Annotated in this window: 16 protein-coding genes; 11 read left to right on the top strand and 5 right to left on the bottom strand. The window is 71.5% G+C overall.

The features are described 5' to 3' along the window. The first annotated feature begins 79 nt into the window (after positions 1-79). From V1633_RS06565 to V1633_RS06540, 6 genes are all read left to right on the top strand, one after another. Positions 80-1,063 (top strand): helix-turn-helix domain-containing protein, encoded by a 984-nt coding sequence (locus tag V1633_RS06565; RefSeq protein ID WP_331213285.1) that lies wholly within the window; start codon positions 80-82, stop codon positions 1,061-1,063. 99 nt (positions 1,064-1,162) lie between these two features. Then, positions 1,163-3,505 (top strand): endopeptidase La, encoded by a 2,343-nt coding sequence (gene lon / locus V1633_RS06560; RefSeq protein WP_331213284.1) that lies wholly within the window; start codon positions 1,163-1,165, stop codon positions 3,503-3,505. Positions 3,506-3,812: 307 nt separating this feature from the next. Continuing rightward, on the top strand, positions 3,813-5,714 hold the full coding sequence (locus tag V1633_RS06555) for an ABC transporter ATP-binding protein (protein ID WP_331213283.1): 1,902 nt from the start codon (positions 3,813-3,815) through the stop codon (positions 5,712-5,714). Positions 5,715-5,755: 41 nt separating this feature from the next. After that, positions 5,756-6,331: an RNA polymerase sigma factor gene (locus V1633_RS06550; protein ID WP_331213282.1), complete on the top strand. Its 576-nt coding sequence runs from the start codon at positions 5,756-5,758 to the stop codon at positions 6,329-6,331. Then, positions 6,324-7,346, top strand: coding sequence for a hypothetical protein (locus V1633_RS06545; protein ID WP_331213281.1), 1,023 nt, complete (start codon positions 6,324-6,326; stop codon positions 7,344-7,346). The genes V1633_RS06550 and V1633_RS06545 overlap by 8 nt, the downstream gene beginning before the upstream one ends. Positions 7,347-7,393: 47 nt before the next feature. Then, entirely contained in the window at positions 7,394-7,936 is a 543-nt protein-coding gene (locus V1633_RS06540; RefSeq protein WP_331213280.1) for a hypothetical protein, read from the top strand. An 83-nt stretch (positions 7,937-8,019) separates the two neighbouring features. Here the strand turns inward: V1633_RS06540 and V1633_RS06535 are convergent, their stop codons facing one another. Next, the gene (locus V1633_RS06535; protein ID WP_331213279.1) at positions 8,020-8,565 is read right to left on the bottom strand and encodes a TetR/AcrR family transcriptional regulator; all 546 of its coding nucleotides are present in this window, start codon (positions 8,563-8,565) and stop codon (positions 8,020-8,022) included. Between the two features lie 237 nt (positions 8,566-8,802). Here V1633_RS06535 and V1633_RS06530 point away from each other — a divergent pair, with 237 nt between their 5' ends. Next, positions 8,803-9,885: an aldo/keto reductase gene (locus V1633_RS06530; protein WP_331213278.1), complete on the top strand. Its 1,083-nt coding sequence runs from the start codon at positions 8,803-8,805 to the stop codon at positions 9,883-9,885. 80 nt (positions 9,886-9,965) lie between these two features. On the opposite strand, the gene V1633_RS06525 is transcribed toward V1633_RS06530, so the two are convergent. After that, entirely contained in the window at positions 9,966-10,646 is a 681-nt protein-coding gene (locus tag V1633_RS06525) for a class I SAM-dependent methyltransferase (protein WP_331213277.1), read from the bottom strand. A 215-nt stretch (positions 10,647-10,861) separates the two neighbouring features. Between V1633_RS06525 and V1633_RS06520 the strand changes: the two genes are divergently transcribed. Beyond that, a complete protein-coding gene (locus V1633_RS06520) occupies positions 10,862-11,200 on the top strand; it encodes a cupin domain-containing protein (protein WP_331213276.1) in 339 nt (112 codons plus the stop codon). A gap of 84 nt (positions 11,201-11,284) precedes the next feature. On the opposite strand, the gene V1633_RS06515 is transcribed toward V1633_RS06520, so the two are convergent. After that, a complete protein-coding gene (locus tag V1633_RS06515) occupies positions 11,285-12,067 on the bottom strand; it encodes an MBL fold metallo-hydrolase (protein WP_331213275.1) in 783 nt (260 codons plus the stop codon). 76 nt (positions 12,068-12,143) lie between these two features. Here V1633_RS06515 and V1633_RS06510 point away from each other — a divergent pair, with 76 nt between their 5' ends. From V1633_RS06510 to V1633_RS06500, 3 genes are all read left to right on the top strand, one after another. Then, positions 12,144-12,590 carry a MerR family transcriptional regulator gene (locus V1633_RS06510; RefSeq protein WP_331213274.1) on the top strand — a complete coding sequence of 149 codons (447 nt, stop codon included), beginning with the start codon at positions 12,144-12,146 and terminating at the stop codon, positions 12,588-12,590. A gap of 51 nt (positions 12,591-12,641) precedes the next feature. Continuing rightward, positions 12,642-13,067, top strand: coding sequence for a DUF6924 domain-containing protein (locus V1633_RS06505; RefSeq protein ID WP_331213273.1), 426 nt, complete (start codon positions 12,642-12,644; stop codon positions 13,065-13,067). Between the two features lie 91 nt (positions 13,068-13,158). Beyond that, complete coding sequence (locus V1633_RS06500) at positions 13,159-13,731, top strand: hypothetical protein (protein WP_331213272.1); 573 nt, start codon at positions 13,159-13,161, stop codon at positions 13,729-13,731. Here the strand turns inward: V1633_RS06500 and V1633_RS06495 are convergent. Next, a complete protein-coding gene (locus tag V1633_RS06495; RefSeq protein ID WP_331213271.1) occupies positions 13,657-14,778 on the bottom strand; it encodes a GlxA family transcriptional regulator in 1,122 nt (373 codons plus the stop codon). The genes V1633_RS06500 and V1633_RS06495 overlap by 75 nt on opposite strands. After that, positions 14,775-15,212, bottom strand: coding sequence for an ankyrin repeat domain-containing protein (locus V1633_RS06490; RefSeq protein WP_331213270.1), 438 nt, complete (start codon positions 15,210-15,212; stop codon positions 14,775-14,777). The genes V1633_RS06495 and V1633_RS06490 overlap by 4 nt, the downstream gene beginning before the upstream one ends. Positions 15,213-15,295 lie beyond the last annotated feature (83 nt).

The following is a 15,295-nucleotide window of genomic DNA, read 5'->3' as shown; positions in this document are numbered from 1 at the left end:
TGCGACCATGATCGGCTCTTCGCCTACCCCGAACGGGCAGCGGCCTGCGGCGCCGCCCGCCGCGTCGGGCCATTTCGCCGTGTCGACCCTTCTCGCCGGTCAGGCGTCCGACAGGTTGAGCCAGCTCCACCAGGTGGTGCCGACCCGGGCCGCGCTGCTGGCCGCGTTCGACGACGAGCGGCGTCGGTACGTCGAACTGTCCAGCCTCGGATTCGACCGCCGGACCCGGGAGCACCTCGGCAGATCCTCGGTCCTGGACCGGATGGAATCCATCGGGGTGACCGCCACGCCCGCGCCGCGGTGCAGCCGTGACTCGTTGGTGCCGCTCCAGGAGGTGGAGGTGTGGGCGGAGTACTACCTGCCGGCGGGCTTCCGGGACGGGCTGGCGGTCGGCCTGTTCACTCCGGACCGGCGGCACGTCGGGCTGCTGGTCATGTGCGCCGACCGGTCCGGCTTCCCCACCGTCGGCCAGCGGAGCCGGATAGCGGCGCTGGCGCCGCTGATGGCCGCCGCCGTCAACCCGGTGTCGGCCCTGACGGCGCTGGCCAAGGTCGTGCAGGACGCCCGGGCCGGGGCGATCCTGGACCGGGCCGGCGACGGTCTGCCGCTGCCGGGCCTGCCCGGTCATCCACTGCTCAGGCCGGGCTCGGAGCTGCTGTCCGTGGCGTTGGGCCAGACCGTCGAGGGACAGGGCTGGGCGAGGTTCCTGTGGCCGGCGACGGCCGGCGAGGATGACGGTCGAACCGCGCTGGTCCAGGTCAGCGTGCTGGGCACCGGCAGGACCCTGCCGGAGGTGGCCGGCGTCGTGGTGCTCTCCCGGTCGCCCGGTGACCCGTGCCTGCCGGCCCGTCGTGAGCTGGTGATGCTGGGTCTGCTGATCGAAGGTTGGTCGGAGGAGCGGATCGCGACGGCGTTGAAGGTGCCGCTCGGTACGGTCGCCGGCATGGTGGAGCGGGTCGTGGCCCTGCTCGGCGCCCGGGACCTGCACGCGGCCACGCTGCGAGCCGTCCGTCGTGGGTGGTTCATCCCGTTCAGCCGGAGGACCGACCTTTCGGCAGGTTGACGAGCCGGATCAGCGAGGTGGCGTGGGTCACAAGCCGGAACATGGGACACCGTTTGTTACTTGAGTCGTACAAGCTCAACTAACGATGGCAGGTGTTTGATGGCAACTCTTCCGGTTCTTCCGCTGACCGACGCTGTCCTTCTGCCCGGCATGGTCATTCCGGTGACCCTCGACGCGACCACCCAGTCCGCGGTCGACGCCGCCCGGGCCACGGGTGACAAGAAGCTGCTCGCCGTACCCCGGGTCGACGGGGAGTACGGCTCCACCGGCGTGATCGCCACGATCGAGAAGGTCGGCCGGCTGCCCAGCGGCGAACCCGCCGCGGTGGTCCGTGGCCTGTCCCGGGCCCGGATCGGGTCCGGCGTACCCGGCCCCGGTGCGGCGCTCTGGGTGGAGGCGACCGAACTCACCGAATCCGCTCCCGCCGGGAAGGCGAAGGAGCTGGCCCGGGAGTACCGGGCGCTGGTCACCTCCCTGCTCCAGGAGCGGGGAGCCTGGCAGGTCATCGACGCCGTCGAGCGGATGACCGACCTGTCGGAGCTGGCCGACTCGGCCGGCTACGCGCCCTGGCTGACCCTGGAACAGAAGATCGAACTGCTCGACGCGTCGGACGTGACCGCCCGACTGGAGCTGCTGGTCGGCTGGGTGAAGGACTACCTGGCCGAGCAGGAGGTCACCGAGCGGATCAACAACGACGTACGCGAGGGGCTGGAGAAGTCCCAGCGTGAGTTCCTGCTCCGCCAGCAGCTCGCCGCGATCCGCAAGGAACTCGGTGAGGACGAGCCGGACGGCTCGGCCGACTACCGGTCCCGGGTCGAGTCCGCCGACCTGCCCGAGAAGGTCCGCGAGGCGGCCCTGCGCGAGGTCGGCAAGCTGGAACGGGCCAGCGACGCCTCCCCGGAGGCGGGCTGGATCCGGACCTGGCTGGACACCGTGCTGGAGATGCCCTGGAACACCCGGACCGAGGACAACACCGACCTGGCGCAGGCCCGCGAGGTGCTGGACGCCGACCACGCCGGCCTGGCCGACGTGAAGGACCGGATCCTGGAGTACCTGGCGGTGCGCAACCGGCGGGCGTCCCGCAACCTGCAGGTCGTCGGCGGTCGCGGCTCCGGCGCCGTACTGGCCCTGGCCGGTCCGCCCGGGGTCGGCAAGACCAGCCTCGGCGAGTCCGTCGCCCGGGCACTCGGCCGGAAGTTCGTCCGGGTGTCGCTCGGCGGCGTACGGGACGAGGCCGAGATCCGTGGCCACCGCCGGACGTACGTCGGCGCGCTGCCCGGCCGGATCGTCCGGGCGCTGCGCGAGGCCGGTTCGATGAACCCGGTCGTGCTGCTCGACGAGGTCGACAAGCTCTCCGTCGGGTACGCCGGTGACCCGGCCGCCGCCCTGCTGGAGGTGCTGGACCCGGCGCAGAACCACACCTTCCGGGACCACTACCTGGAGGTCGACCTCGACCTGTCGGACGTGCTCTTCCTGGCCACCGCGAACGTGGTGGAGACCATCCCCGGCCCGCTGCTGGACCGGATGGAACTGGTCACCCTGGACGGCTACACCGAGGAGGAGAAGGTGGCGATCGGCCGGGACCACCTGCTGCCGAGGCAGGTCGAACGGGCCGGGCTGACCGCGGACGAGGTGAGCGTCTCCGACGCCGCGCTGGCCGCGATCGCCGCCGAGCACACCCGCGAGGCCGGCGTACGTCAGCTCGAACGCGCTCTGGCGAAGATCCTCCGCAAGGTCGCGGTGGCGCTGGAGTCGACCGAGGCCCCGATCCGGGTCGACACCGACAACCTGGCCAGCTACCTGGGGCGGCCGAAGTTCACGCCGGAGTCGGCGGAGCGGACGGCGGTGCCGGGCGTGGCGACCGGGTTGGCGGTGACCGGTGCCGGTGGTGACGTGCTGTTCATCGAGGCGACCAGCATGGAGGGCGAGCCGGGGCTGACCCTGACCGGGCAGCTCGGTGACGTGATGAAGGAGTCGGCGCAGATCGCCCTCTCCTACCTTCGGTCGAACGGGCGGAAGCTGGGGTTGGACCCGAACGCCCTGGCCGGACGGCGGATCCACCTGCACGTGCCGGCCGGTGCGGTGCCGAAGGACGGCCCGAGCGCGGGCATCACCATGGTCACCGCGCTGGCGTCGCTGGCCAGTGGTCGACCGGTACGGCCGGAGTTCGGGATGACCGGCGAGGTGACCCTCTCCGGTCGGGTGTTGCCGATCGGCGGGGTGAAGCAGAAGCTGCTCGCCGCGCACCGGGCGGGCCTGACCGAGGTGATCATCCCGGCCCGGAACGAGCCGGACCTGGACGATCTGCCGGCCGAGGTACGGGCGGCACTGACCGTGCACACCCTGGCCGACGTCGCCGACGTCCTCGCGCTGGCCCTGCGGCCGGCCGAGGACCTGGGCGACCTTGGCAAGATCGACGGCCCGGCGCTCGCCGCTGCCTGAGCGGCTGAGCGGTGTCGTGAGACGGTGGGCGCCCACAACGTGGTGGGCGCCCACCGTCGTCTCCGTGTCCGCCGTCGTGCCCCCGCCCACGGTGTGGATGGTGGCGGTCCGGCCGGGGTGCGTGCCGCCGAGGCCGGTGTCCCGACGAGTGACCTCGGCCCCGATGATTGACCTGAACAATGGTTGAGGTCCTACTGTCGGACCTCACCGGTACGGTCCGAACGGTCCGTGCGGGCGGGCCGTGTCGGCCGGACCGGTTTCTGCCGGCCGGACCGGGGCCACCGCGGCCGGGCGAAGGGGTGTAGCGATGAGCATGGAAGTCACCGCGTGGAACTCGATGTACCGCATGATCCACGCGCAACGCGACAAGCGGCCGTTCTCGAAGGCCACGCTACGCCGTATCGGGGGTTTCGCCCGGCCGCACCGTCGGCGACTCGTCGGATATCTGCTGATCAGCGTCGTGTTGGCGGTGCTGGCGGTGGCCACACCGGTGCTCGCCGGCCGGGTCGTCGACACCATCGTCGGCGGCGGTGACCCCGACCTGGTGGTCCGGCTCGCCCTGCTGATCGCGGCGGTCGCGCTCGTCGAGGCCGGGCTCGGGCTGTTCAACCGCTGGCTGTCGGCGAGCCTCGGCGAGGGGCTGATCCTCGACCTGCGGACCGCCGTCTTCGACCACGTGCAGCGGATGCCGGTCGCGTTCTTCACCCGGACCCGGACCGGCGCCCTGGTGAGCCGGCTCAACAACGACGTGATCGGGGCGCAGCGGGCGTTCAGCGACACCCTCTCCGGGGTGGCCGGCAACCTGGTCACCCTGCTGCTCACCCTCGTGGTGATGCTCGGCATCTCCTGGCGGATCACCCTGTTGGCGCTGGTGTTGCTGCCGGTCTTCGTGCTGCCGGCCCGGCGGATGGGCAACCGGCTGGCCCGGTTGGGCCGCGAGGCGGCGGAGCAGAACGCGACGATGGGCAACCAGATGACCGAGCGGTTCTCCGCCCCGGGCGCCACCCTGGTGAAGCTCTTCGGCCGCCCCGCCCACGAGTCAGCCGAGTTCGCCGTCCGGGCCCGCCGGGTCCGCGACATCGGGATCCGCACCGCGATGGTCCAGACCGTCTTCGTCACCGCGCTCACCGTGGTCTCGGCGCTGGCCCTCGCCCTGGTGTACGGCCTCGGCGGCTGGTCCGCGTTGCGCGGTGACCTGGAGCCCGGGGCGGTCGTCGCGCTCGCCCTGCTGCTCACCCGCCTCTACGCACCGCTCACCGCGTTGGCCAGCGCCCGGGTCGAGGTGATGAGCGCGCTGGTCAGCTTCGAACGGGTCTTCGAGGTGCTCGACCTGAAGCCGCTGATCACCGAGAAGCCGGACGCCCGGCCGGTGCCGGACGGACCGGTCTCGGTCGAACTGGACGGGGTCCGGTTCGGCTACCCGTCGGCCGACAAGGTCTCGCTCGCCTCGCTGGAGGAGGTGGCGACGCTGGACACCCGGGGCGGGGTCGAGGTGCTGCACGACGTCTCGTTCCGGGTCGAGCCGGGGCAGCTGGTGGCCCTGGTCGGCTCCTCCGGGGCGGGCAAGTCCACCATCGCCCAGCTGGTGCCCCGGCTCTACGACGTCGACGCGGGCGCGGTACGCCTCTCCGGTGTCGACGTACGGGAGCTGACCGCCGACTCGATCCGGGACACCCTCGGCCTGGTCACCCAGGACGGGCATCTGTTCCACGACACCATCCGGGCCAACCTGCTGCTGGCCCGCCCGGAGGCGACCGAGGACGAGATCTGGGACGCGTTGCGCCGGGCCCGGCTCGCCGAGCTGATCGACGGGCTGCCGGACGGCCTGGAGACGGTGGTCGGCGAGCGCGGCTACCGGCTCTCCGGCGGCGAACGGCAGCGGTTGACCATCGCCCGGCTGCTGCTGGCCCGCCCCCGGGTGGTGATCCTCGACGAGGCGACCGCGCACCTGGACTCGACCTCCGAGGCGGCGGTGCAGGAGGCGTTGGCCGAGGCGCTCGCCGACCGTACCGCGCTGGTGATCGCGCACCGGCTCTCCACCGTCCGGGCCGCCGACCAGATCCTGGTGATCGAAGCCGGACGGGTCGTGGAACGCGGCACCCACACCGAACTGCTCGCCATCGACGGCCGGTACGCCGAGCTGTACCGCACCCAGTTCGCGCAGGACGCCCCGGCGCAGCTTGAGGACGGCGAACTGGTTCCGGGCTGAACCCTGGGGAACACCGGACCGGCGATCGGTCAATAACAGGCATGACACGACAGAGCCGGGCCGCCGTGGCCGGGGCCGAGCACGCGGGCGACGGGCGGCTGGATCTGACGCGGCTGTTCGAGCGGTCCGCCGGAGAGCTGCTGCGCTACTGCGCGAGCCGGGTCGGGCAGGCCGCCGCCGAGGACGTGGTGGCGCAGACCTTCCTCACCGCCGTCGAACAGCAGCGGCGGTACGACCGGCGGCACGACGATCCGCGGCCCTGGCTGTTCGGGATCGCCACCAACCTGCTGCGCCAGCACCGGCGGGCCGAGGTACGCGGGCTGCGGGCGATGGCGCGTACCGGAATCGATCCGCTGGTCGCCGACGGCCTCGCCGAACGTACGGCGGAGTCGGTCGACGCCCGGGTCACCACCCGGCGGATCGTCGGCGCACTGGCCCGGCTCCCCGCCCGGCAGCGGGACGTCCTGCTGCTGTACGCGATCGCCGAACTGTCGTACGCCGAGATCGCCGCCGCGTTGGTGATCCCGGTCGGCTCGGTGCAGTCCGCACTGCACCGGGCCCGGACCAAACTCCGCGCCGAGCTGCGCCACGAGCCCAGGGGGCCGAACCATGAGTGACGACCGTGACCTGATCCTGCTCCGGGAGACCCTTCCGGCACGGGCCGCCCCGGAGTCGGAGGCGCTTCCCCGCACCTGGCGGCTGATCGCCGAACGGCAGCGGGCGCCCCGGACCCGTACCCGGGTCCGGTTGTCGGGCCGGCTCGTCCCGGTGGTGGCGTTCGCCTCGGTGGTCGCCGTCGCGGCCGCCATGGTCTGGGTCGCCGCCGGGCCGTCGGAGCGGGCACCCCTGGCGTACGAGTTCGCCGCGCCGCCCGAACTGCCGCCGGCGGAGGCCTTCGGCGAGCTGGCGGAGGCGGCGAGGACGGCGACACCGATCCGGTTGGAGCCCGGTGAGTTGCTGTACGTCCGGGCCGACGGAGCGATGGCCAACCTGTCCGGGCGGCCGGTGATCCAGTTCTACCGGCACGAGCAGTGGCTCGACCCGGCGGGGCTGCTGCCGCTGCGGATCCGGCGTTTCGACGGCGAGAGTGCGCAGCCCAGTATCGACAACCGGACCCCGGACACCGTGGCGGACCGGGAGGCGCTGGCGACGGGTGGCCCGAGCCTGGGGACCCCGACCGCCGAGTGGATCGCGGGCTGGCCGACCGATCCGGACGCGGTGTTGGCGCTGCTGCGGGAGGGCAGCCGGTCGAACCGGGGCAACTGGTCGGAGAACTACGGCATCTGGGACGGGGTGGCCTACTTCCTCGAACGAGCCGATCCGCTGATCCCGCCGGAGGTCCGGACCGCCCTGTACACGGCACTGTCCCGGCTCGACCGGCTGACGGCGTACGAGATCACCGCCGACGGGCGGCGGCTCTACGCGATCCGGCGTACCGAACGCGACGACATCCGGGAACTGCTCTTCGACGCCACGACCGGCCGGTTCGCGGGTACCGGCAGCGGCGCGCCGGGCGGGCGGTACGTCACCGATCGGCAGCAGAACGTAACGGACATCCCGCTTCAGCCGGACGTCTCCTTCCGCTGCCTCGTCAGTTGGGCGACAGTCCCGGACGTCGAGCATCCCGGGTGACGGATTCGGCGTGGCAGTTCGGGGCGGAATGGTCGGACAATGGCTCGGTGACAATCGAGCCACCCCGTTCCGGGCAGCCTGCGCCATCGCTCTCCGGGTCGGTCCCCGCCCAGCCCTCCCCGCCCGAGACGACGCCTCCGCCGGAGACGGCCCCGCTGCCGTCTCCGGCGCCGGCCCCGGAGACGTCGCCGCTGCCGGAGCCCGCCCCCGCACCGGAGGTGGCGCCGTCCCTGGAGCCGCCGGCCGTGCCGACCGGTTCGTCGGGTCCGGCCACCGTGCCGCCCGGTGGGTCGGCGCCGAGCAGCGAGTCGTCCGGCGGCGAGACCTCGGCGGCCAAATCAGACGACAAGGACTCACACCAGACGAAGGTGCGGATCGACACCCCGGGCGCCACGATCGAGATCGAGGCGAACGAGCCGCTCTCCGAGGTGGTGGCGACCGCGTTGCGACTGTTCCACGAGGCCGGCGGCTGGCCGCAGGTGCCGTACCGGTCGGCCGGGTTCGCCCAGGCCGAACGGCGGGACACCCTTCCGGTCCAGCCCAGTTCGATGCCGTACGGGCCGGGTTCGTACCCGATCCAGATGCCGTGACCGGACCGGCTCTGGCCGGCCCGGTCGCCCGTCCCCGGCGGCGGTGGTCACCGCCGCCGGGGCGGTGATCATCCGGCGGCGTACTACTCGAGTTTGAGGGTGTCGCCGGCCACGGCGCTGATGGTTGCCGCGACGTCCGCCCCGTCGGTCTCGGCGGGCAGCGAGAGTACGGGAATCATGATTGCGCCGATGGTGGCCCTGGCCCGGACGACCTGGGCCGGTTGGGCCTGCGGGCCGACGAGCAGGGCGACGGTGCGGTCGGTGAGTTCGTGCATGCGCTGCTTGACGGCGTGCTTCGTGACCGAGCGGTCGAAGGCGAGGACCGTCACCATGCGCCGCTGACCGAGCAGGTGTGTGGTGAGCGCGAGCAGCAGCGTACGCAGTTCGTCCGGGGCGTGGGGGCGGGCTTCGGCGTCGGTGACGATGCGTTGGAACCCGTCGAGGAACGGGGCGCTGATCTCTTCGAGCAGCTCGTCCTTGGTCTTGAAGTAGTAGTACAGCGCGGCCTTGGTCAGCCCGAGCCGGTCGGCGATGTCCTGCAGGGTCGTGGTGCCGTAACTCTGTTCGTCAAAGAGTTCGAGCGCGGCCGCCTTGATCCGCTCACGGGTTCGGACCTTCCCGGGGCTCATCCGGTCTCCTCCTTCTGAACTGCCACCGGAGGGTGTGGCAGGGCGCTCTTCTACTTGTTGACTAGTAGAAATCTCTCCGTCAGCTTGCTAGCCAGCTAGTAAAAATCTACTGGCTGGCTAGTAAGGCCGTAAGTTTAGCCAAGGCCCGGCATGACCTGCCCGATCCAACCGGCCGGATGCGGGAAAGCCCTCACCAGCGAAGCCAGTGCGAAGCGCCTCTGCGCAAGGAGAAATGTCATGTCTCTGACGTCCTACGTCACGCTCGGCCGTACCGGCCTGCGCGTCAGTCCGTTCACGCTCGGCGCGATGACCTTCGGGAACGACCACGGCTGGGGCAGCAGCCCGGAGGAGTCCAAGGAGATTTTGGCCGCCTACCTCGACCGAGGCGGCAACTCCGTCGACACGGCCAACATCTACGTGAACGGCCACTCCGAGGTGATCATCGGCGAATACCTCGCCGCCAACCCGAGCCTGCGTGACCGGATCGTGCTCGGCACCAAGTTCTTCTGGAACCTGAACCTCGGTGACCCCAACGGCGGCGGCCCCGGCCGCAAGGGCGTCATCCAGCAGCTGGAAAACTCGCTGCGCCGCCTGCGCACCGACTACGTCGACATCTACTGGCTGCACAACTTCGACCCGGTCACCCCGGTCGAGGAAACCCTGCGCACCCTGGACGACCTCGTCACCGCCGGCAAGATCCGCTACATCGGTTTCTCCGACGTACCCGCCTGGGCGACCGCGGAAGCGGCCACCATCGCCCGGTTCCGCGGTTGGGCGGGCATCGCGGCGCTCCAACTCGAATACTCGCTGCTCGAACGGACCTCCGAGGGTGAACTCATCCCGATGGCCCAGGCCATGGGGATGGGAGTGCTGCCCTGGAGCCCACTGCGCAGCGGCTTCCTCTCCGGGAAGTACTCCAGCACCACCACCGGCGCCGTCGACACGACCCGGGGCGACATCGTCGGCACGCCGCGCCCGGAGGACTACCCGGTGATCGACGCCGTGAACGAGGTCGCCGCAGAGCTCGGCGTCTCGTCGGCGGCGGTGGCGCTGGCCTGGGTACAGGGCCGGCCGGGAATCACCTCCACCCTGATCGGTGCCCGGCGGATGAGCCAGTTCGAGGCCAACCTCACCGCCCTGGAGCTGACGCTCGGCGATGACCACCGGCAGCGGCTCGACGAGGTCTCGGCCCCGCGACTGAACTTCCCAGCCGAGAACAACGCCATGCTGGCGCGGATGGCGCAGAACGGCGGTACGACCGTCGACGGCGCGCCCACCCCGGCGTACCCGGCGCTCACCTCCGGCGTACCGGTCTACTGAACCGGTCTGTCCCCGTCCCGACCGGCGCCGATGTCGGTCGGGACGAGGGCATTCCGTCGGCCGCCGCCACCAGGGAAGGGTCAGGGCATCGGTGGGAGTCGGTAGACCGAGACGTGGGAACGGGACTCGGCGGTGAACTCGCCGCCGGTCCAGTCCGCGTGCCGGCTCTCCAGTTCGAACCCGGCCAACTGGGCCATGAGGTCCAGCTCCGCCGGCCAGATGTACCGGTGCGGGCTGCGGAACAACCGGGCGTCGGTGTCCTCGCCGAACCGGGAGTGGTGTGACACGACCTGCTGCCGCAGTACGTCGTAGGTGTCCAGCCCGACGTACCCGGCCTCGGAGTGCCAGACCACGGCCTGCTGGCCCGGAGGCAGTTTGCGCAGCTCCGGTACCCACAGTTCGATCACGAACCGACCACCGGGGCCGAGGTGCCGGGTCGCGTTGCGGAAGCACGCCACCTGGCCTTCCTGCGTCAGCAGGTTGGAGATGGTGTTGTAGACGAGGTAGACGAGGGTGAAGTCGCCGGGTGCCCCGGCGCTCGCCATGTCGCCGGCGACCACCGGGATCGTCGCCTCGTCCACCTTCAACCGGAGCTGGTCGACCATCGGCTCGGACAGTTCGATGCCGGTGACCGGAACGCCCCGCTCGGCGAGCGGTACGGCGACCCGTCCGGTGCCGATGGCGAACTCCAGCGCCGCCCCACCCCCGGCCAGCTCGGCGAGCCGGTCCACGGCCGGCTCCAGCACCTCGGGCGCGAACATGCCGCTGCCCGGGGTGTCGTAACGCCCGGCCTGGCGGTCGTTTGTCGCCGGCAGCCGCCGGTAGCGCCGCCTGACGCGTTGTCGCAGGCGATCCTCGGTGGTAGGGCCCGCTGGCTGGGGCAGGACGGCGTCCTGCCCCAGACGCTGACAACGGCTGTCGTCCGGGCGGAACAACGTGGGGTGCCGGACGTCGGACGGTCGACTAGGCTTCCGCGATGCGGATCATCGATGGTGCCGGAGTGTGGACGCCGCCGCCCACCGGGGAGGCCAACGACTGGGTGGAGCACCTGCGGGTGCCAGCCCTGTCGGTGGGCACGTACTGCATTCCGGCCGGTGGGGTCGACAACCAGAGCCCACACACCGAGGACGAGATCTACGTGGTCAGCACCGGACGCGCCACGATCGTGACACCGGACGGTCGCGCCGAGGTGGGTCCCGGCTCGGTGATTTTCGTACCGGCCGGCGAGGAGCACCGGTTCGTCGAGGTGACCGAGGACCTGACCCTGCTGGTGGTGTTCGGACCGGCGTACGGCTCACTCGCGCCGCAACGGTAGGTCCGGCGGCCCTCCGGCGCCGGGTGGTTCACCAGGGTCGCAGCCGTTCGGAGCTTGCGGCGACGAGGCATGGTTCCGGCCCGGTCAGACCGTCGGCCCCGCCAGATGACGTCGCAGCTCCCACGGGTCGTGCGCGGAGAAGACCGACACCTCGTCCCCGTGGTCGCGGACGAGTTCCCGCAGCCGCGCCTGGGTGCCGAGCCGGAGGTCGTGGTGGGCCTCCGAACGGCTCTGCACGATGTCCATGATCGGGTGCGGGTGGTGGTCCCCGTCGAGTTCCCGGTGGTAGTAGTACGCGTCGCCGCAGTGCAACAGCCAACGGTCGCCGTCGCGTACCGCCACCCCGGTGTGGCCGAGGGTGTGCCCGCCGAGCGGAATCAGCCGGATCTCCGGCGGTAGCCCGGCCGGCTGGATCGAGGTGAAGCCGTACCAGTCCGGGCCGGAGCCGGCCGGGTAGGTGACCCACTTCGGGCCATGCGCCCAGTGCGCGGGGCGGTACCGGAGACTCGGCGCCTCCCCGAGCGCCGTGTCGAGTTCGGCGGCGAGTACGTGCACCCGCGCGTCCGGGAAGTCGGGCAGACCGCCGCAGTGGTCCACGTCGAGATGGGTCACGACGATGTGGCGTACGTCGTCCGGCGAGTAGCCGAGCCGGGTGACCTGTCGTACCGCCGTCTCCTCCTCGTCGAGTACCGGCTGGACCATCTCGACCCAGCCGGCGTCGAGGCTGCCGGCCAGGTTCCGTACGTCGTCGAGCCCGAGACCGGTCTCGACCAGGACCAGGCCGGCGGAGTCGGTCTCGACCAGCAGGCAGTGGTTGACGGCCGGCGCGGGCGTCGGACCTTCGTAGGTGGGCTCGAGCTGCCGCATCGATCCACAGTTCAGGTGATGAATCTTCACCGGGCTACCCTCTGACTTGAACCGCGATTCAAGTCAAGGAGGCGGGATGAGCGAGCCGCTGCTGGACATCGCCGAGGTGGCCGAGCGGGCCGGCGTGACCCCGTCGGCGCTGCGGTTCTACGAGCGGCGGGCGCTGATCTCGCCAGCCGGGCGCCGGGGGCTGCGCCGCACCTACCGGGCGGACGTACTCGAACGCCTGACGTTCATCGCCTGCGCCCAGAACGCCGGGTTCACCATCGCCGAGATCGCCCGGTTCCTGGTCTCCACCCCGGACGACAGCCAGATCCGGACGCGGATGGCGGAGAAGGCACGCGAGCTGGAGGAGAACATCCAGCGGCTCAACCGGATGCGGGCTAGCCTGGAACACGCCTCGACCTGCATGCACGAACTGCTGGTCGAGTGTCCCGCGTTCCGGGCCGCCCTCGCCCGCCCCCGTACCGGTGATTCCGCCCTGGCCGACCTACCCGCGACTGACGCCGAGAGCGCCGCCTGAGCCCGGCGGCCCTGTCCGGTCATGTCGGTCGGGGCTGCGAGGATCTCCGCCATGGCCACCCTTCCTCAACCCGATGACCTGACGTCGCTGCTCCTGCGCACCGACTTCCGTGACGACGCCGCCTGGGACGAGGTGGTGACAGCGGTGAACGGGCAGGAGGAGTACCCGCACGCCACCTGCGTCAGCGACCCGGCGTACGCGGAGGTGAGCGTACAGAGGCTGGTCGAGATCGACACGGCGGCGGGCGACGACGCGGCGTTGACGTACCTCTTCCTCGCCGACGCCACCACGATGACCGACGACGAACGTCCACTGCTCGCCGTCGATCTCTACGACGAACCAGGGCGGACGTTCCGGGTGCCGCCGCAGTGGTTCGCCGAGATCTCCGCCAACCTCTGCATCGCGAACCTGGACTTCGCCGACTTCGCCGACGACGTGGACGCGTCGGGGACGTACCGGGGACTCGGCGAGGCGTAGGGCCTGGCGAGGCGGACGGCTACCCCAGGAATCCGGACCACCCGGCGGCTCGGCCTCGACCCGTCCCGCCCGGACAGGCAGTGTCAGATGTATGGATACCTCAACATCCGCCGCCCTCCGGGGCGACGCGTCACACCGGCCGGCGATCCTGCACCGCTGGCCGAGTGCGGTGGGGCTGACGGCGGCCGTCCTCGTCCTGGCCACCGGCCCGGATCGGCAGACCCTGTCGATCACGGTCTGCGCGGCCACCCTCTGCTATCTCGGTGCCGCCGCACTCGCCCGACCCTGGGTCGCCTGGGCAGCGGTGCCCGGGTTCAGCCTGGTGATCATCGCCAGTCGGGTGCTCGGTCTGCCCTGGTGGGCCGTCGCCGGCATCGCCGCGCTCATCCTGGTTGTCGTCGGCCTGGTCGGCCGGGTGTCGTACCCGGCGCTCACCGCCCAGGCCGTGGCGGTGGCGGGCTTCGGCGGCCTCGCGGTGGCCGCGCTCCTGATCGCCCCGAGCTTCGGTCTGGTGCTGGCCGGTCTGGTCCTCGCCTCCCACGGGATCTGGGACGCCGTGCACTACCGGCGGAACGCCGTGGTGCCCCGGTCACTGGCGGAGGCCTGCATGCTGCTGGACGTGCCGCTCGGTCTCGGCTTCATCGTCCTCGCGGCGCTGCGTTGACCGGCCCCGCTCGGCGGACCGCCGGCCCGAACCGGTCACGGACCGCTGATCGGAGCCGCCGGTCAACCGTCCACCGAGGCTGGTGACGAAGCTCGACCGGTAGAGCGACGGGGTGACGCCGTACCGGTCGACAAACGCCTGCCGAAGCGTCTCCGCCGAGGTGAAGCCGCAGCGGGCGGCGACCCCGGCCAGCGGCAGCCGGCTCGACACCAGCAGGTGGGCCGCCGCTTCGAGGCGTACCGTGCGGACGTACCGGGCCGGGGTCTGACCGAGGTGGGTGACAAAGAGCCGGGTCAGGTGCCGTTCGCTCACCGCTGCCCGGGTGGCCAGTGCGGACAGGCTCAGGTCGGCGTCCGGCGCGTCGCGGATCAGGGTGACGAGGTCGCGTACCAGATCGTCGTCCGGCACCGGCGCGGCGAGGAACATGCTCATCTGCGCCTGGTTGCCCGGACGCTGCAGGTACGTCACCAGCCCGCGCGCGACGTGCCGGGCCGCCTCGCCGCCCAGGTCCTCCTCGACGAAGGCCAACGCCAGGTCGAGAGCGCTGGTGACCCCGGCGGCGGTGGTCAGGTCGCCGTCCCGGATGTAGATCGGCGCCGGATCCACCTCGACGGCGGGATACCGGGCGGCGAGCAGGTCGGCGAACATCCAGTGCGTGGTGGCGCGATGTCCGTCCAGCAGCCCGGTGGCGGCGAGCACCCACGCGCCGGTGCAGACCGAGGCGACCCGCCGGGTCTCCCGGGCCAGCCGGCGTACGTGCGCGACCAGCCGGTGGTCCTCGGCGGCCGCGACCGCACCCTCCCCGCCAGCGATGATCACCGTGTCGACCGGACCGCGCAGCCGCTCGATCGGTGCCTGCGCGTTCAGGGTCAGCCCCGACTGACAACCGATCGGCTGCCCGGCCGGTGACACGACGAGAGTCTGGTAGTGCCGGCCGGCCCGGTTCGCGTAGTCGAACGTGGTGGTCAGGCATGCGATGTCCAGCAGTTCGGCCCCGGGATAGGCGACGACGACAACCGTTCGTGGCTTCTCCACCGGCAGGTTCACGACCGGTCCCGGTGAGCCTGGTCGGTCGTACCGGCCGCCGACAGGAGTTCGTACGTCGTGTGCCGGTCCGCGCGTCGCGCCCATTCCGCCGCGGTGGGACCGGTCCCGTTGTCCTCCCGCAGTCGCGGGTCAGCACCGGCGGCGAGCAGCTCCCGTACCGTGTCGTCGTGGCCCCAGACGGCGGCGGCGCACAACGGCAGCCCCTCGTCGCCGGAGCCGCTCTCCACGTCCGGTCGCGCCCCGCCGGCCAGCAACACCCGGACGATGCCCGCGTTGCCGTGCACACTCGCCCGGTAGAGCGGGGTGCTGCCGTCCCGGTCGGGTCGGTTCGGGTCGGCGCCCCCACGCAGCAGTTTCGCCACCTGTGACGAGGTCCCCCAGATGACCGCGGTCATCAGGCGGTTCTGCAACTTCTTGCGTTTCCGGGCGTTCACGGTCACCAGCTTGCCGCATCACCGCGCTCCGGCACATCGGCGTATCCGCCGCCGGAGTCTGGTCGGGGTCGCTCGGCGAAGCT

Source organism: Plantactinospora sonchi, from assembly GCF_036422035.1.
Taxonomy (GTDB): Bacteria; Actinomycetota; Actinomycetes; order Mycobacteriales; family Micromonosporaceae; genus Plantactinospora; species Plantactinospora sonchi.
The sequence above is the reverse complement of the archived record's forward strand: the minus strand, read 5'-3'. Positions and strand labels throughout refer to the sequence as shown.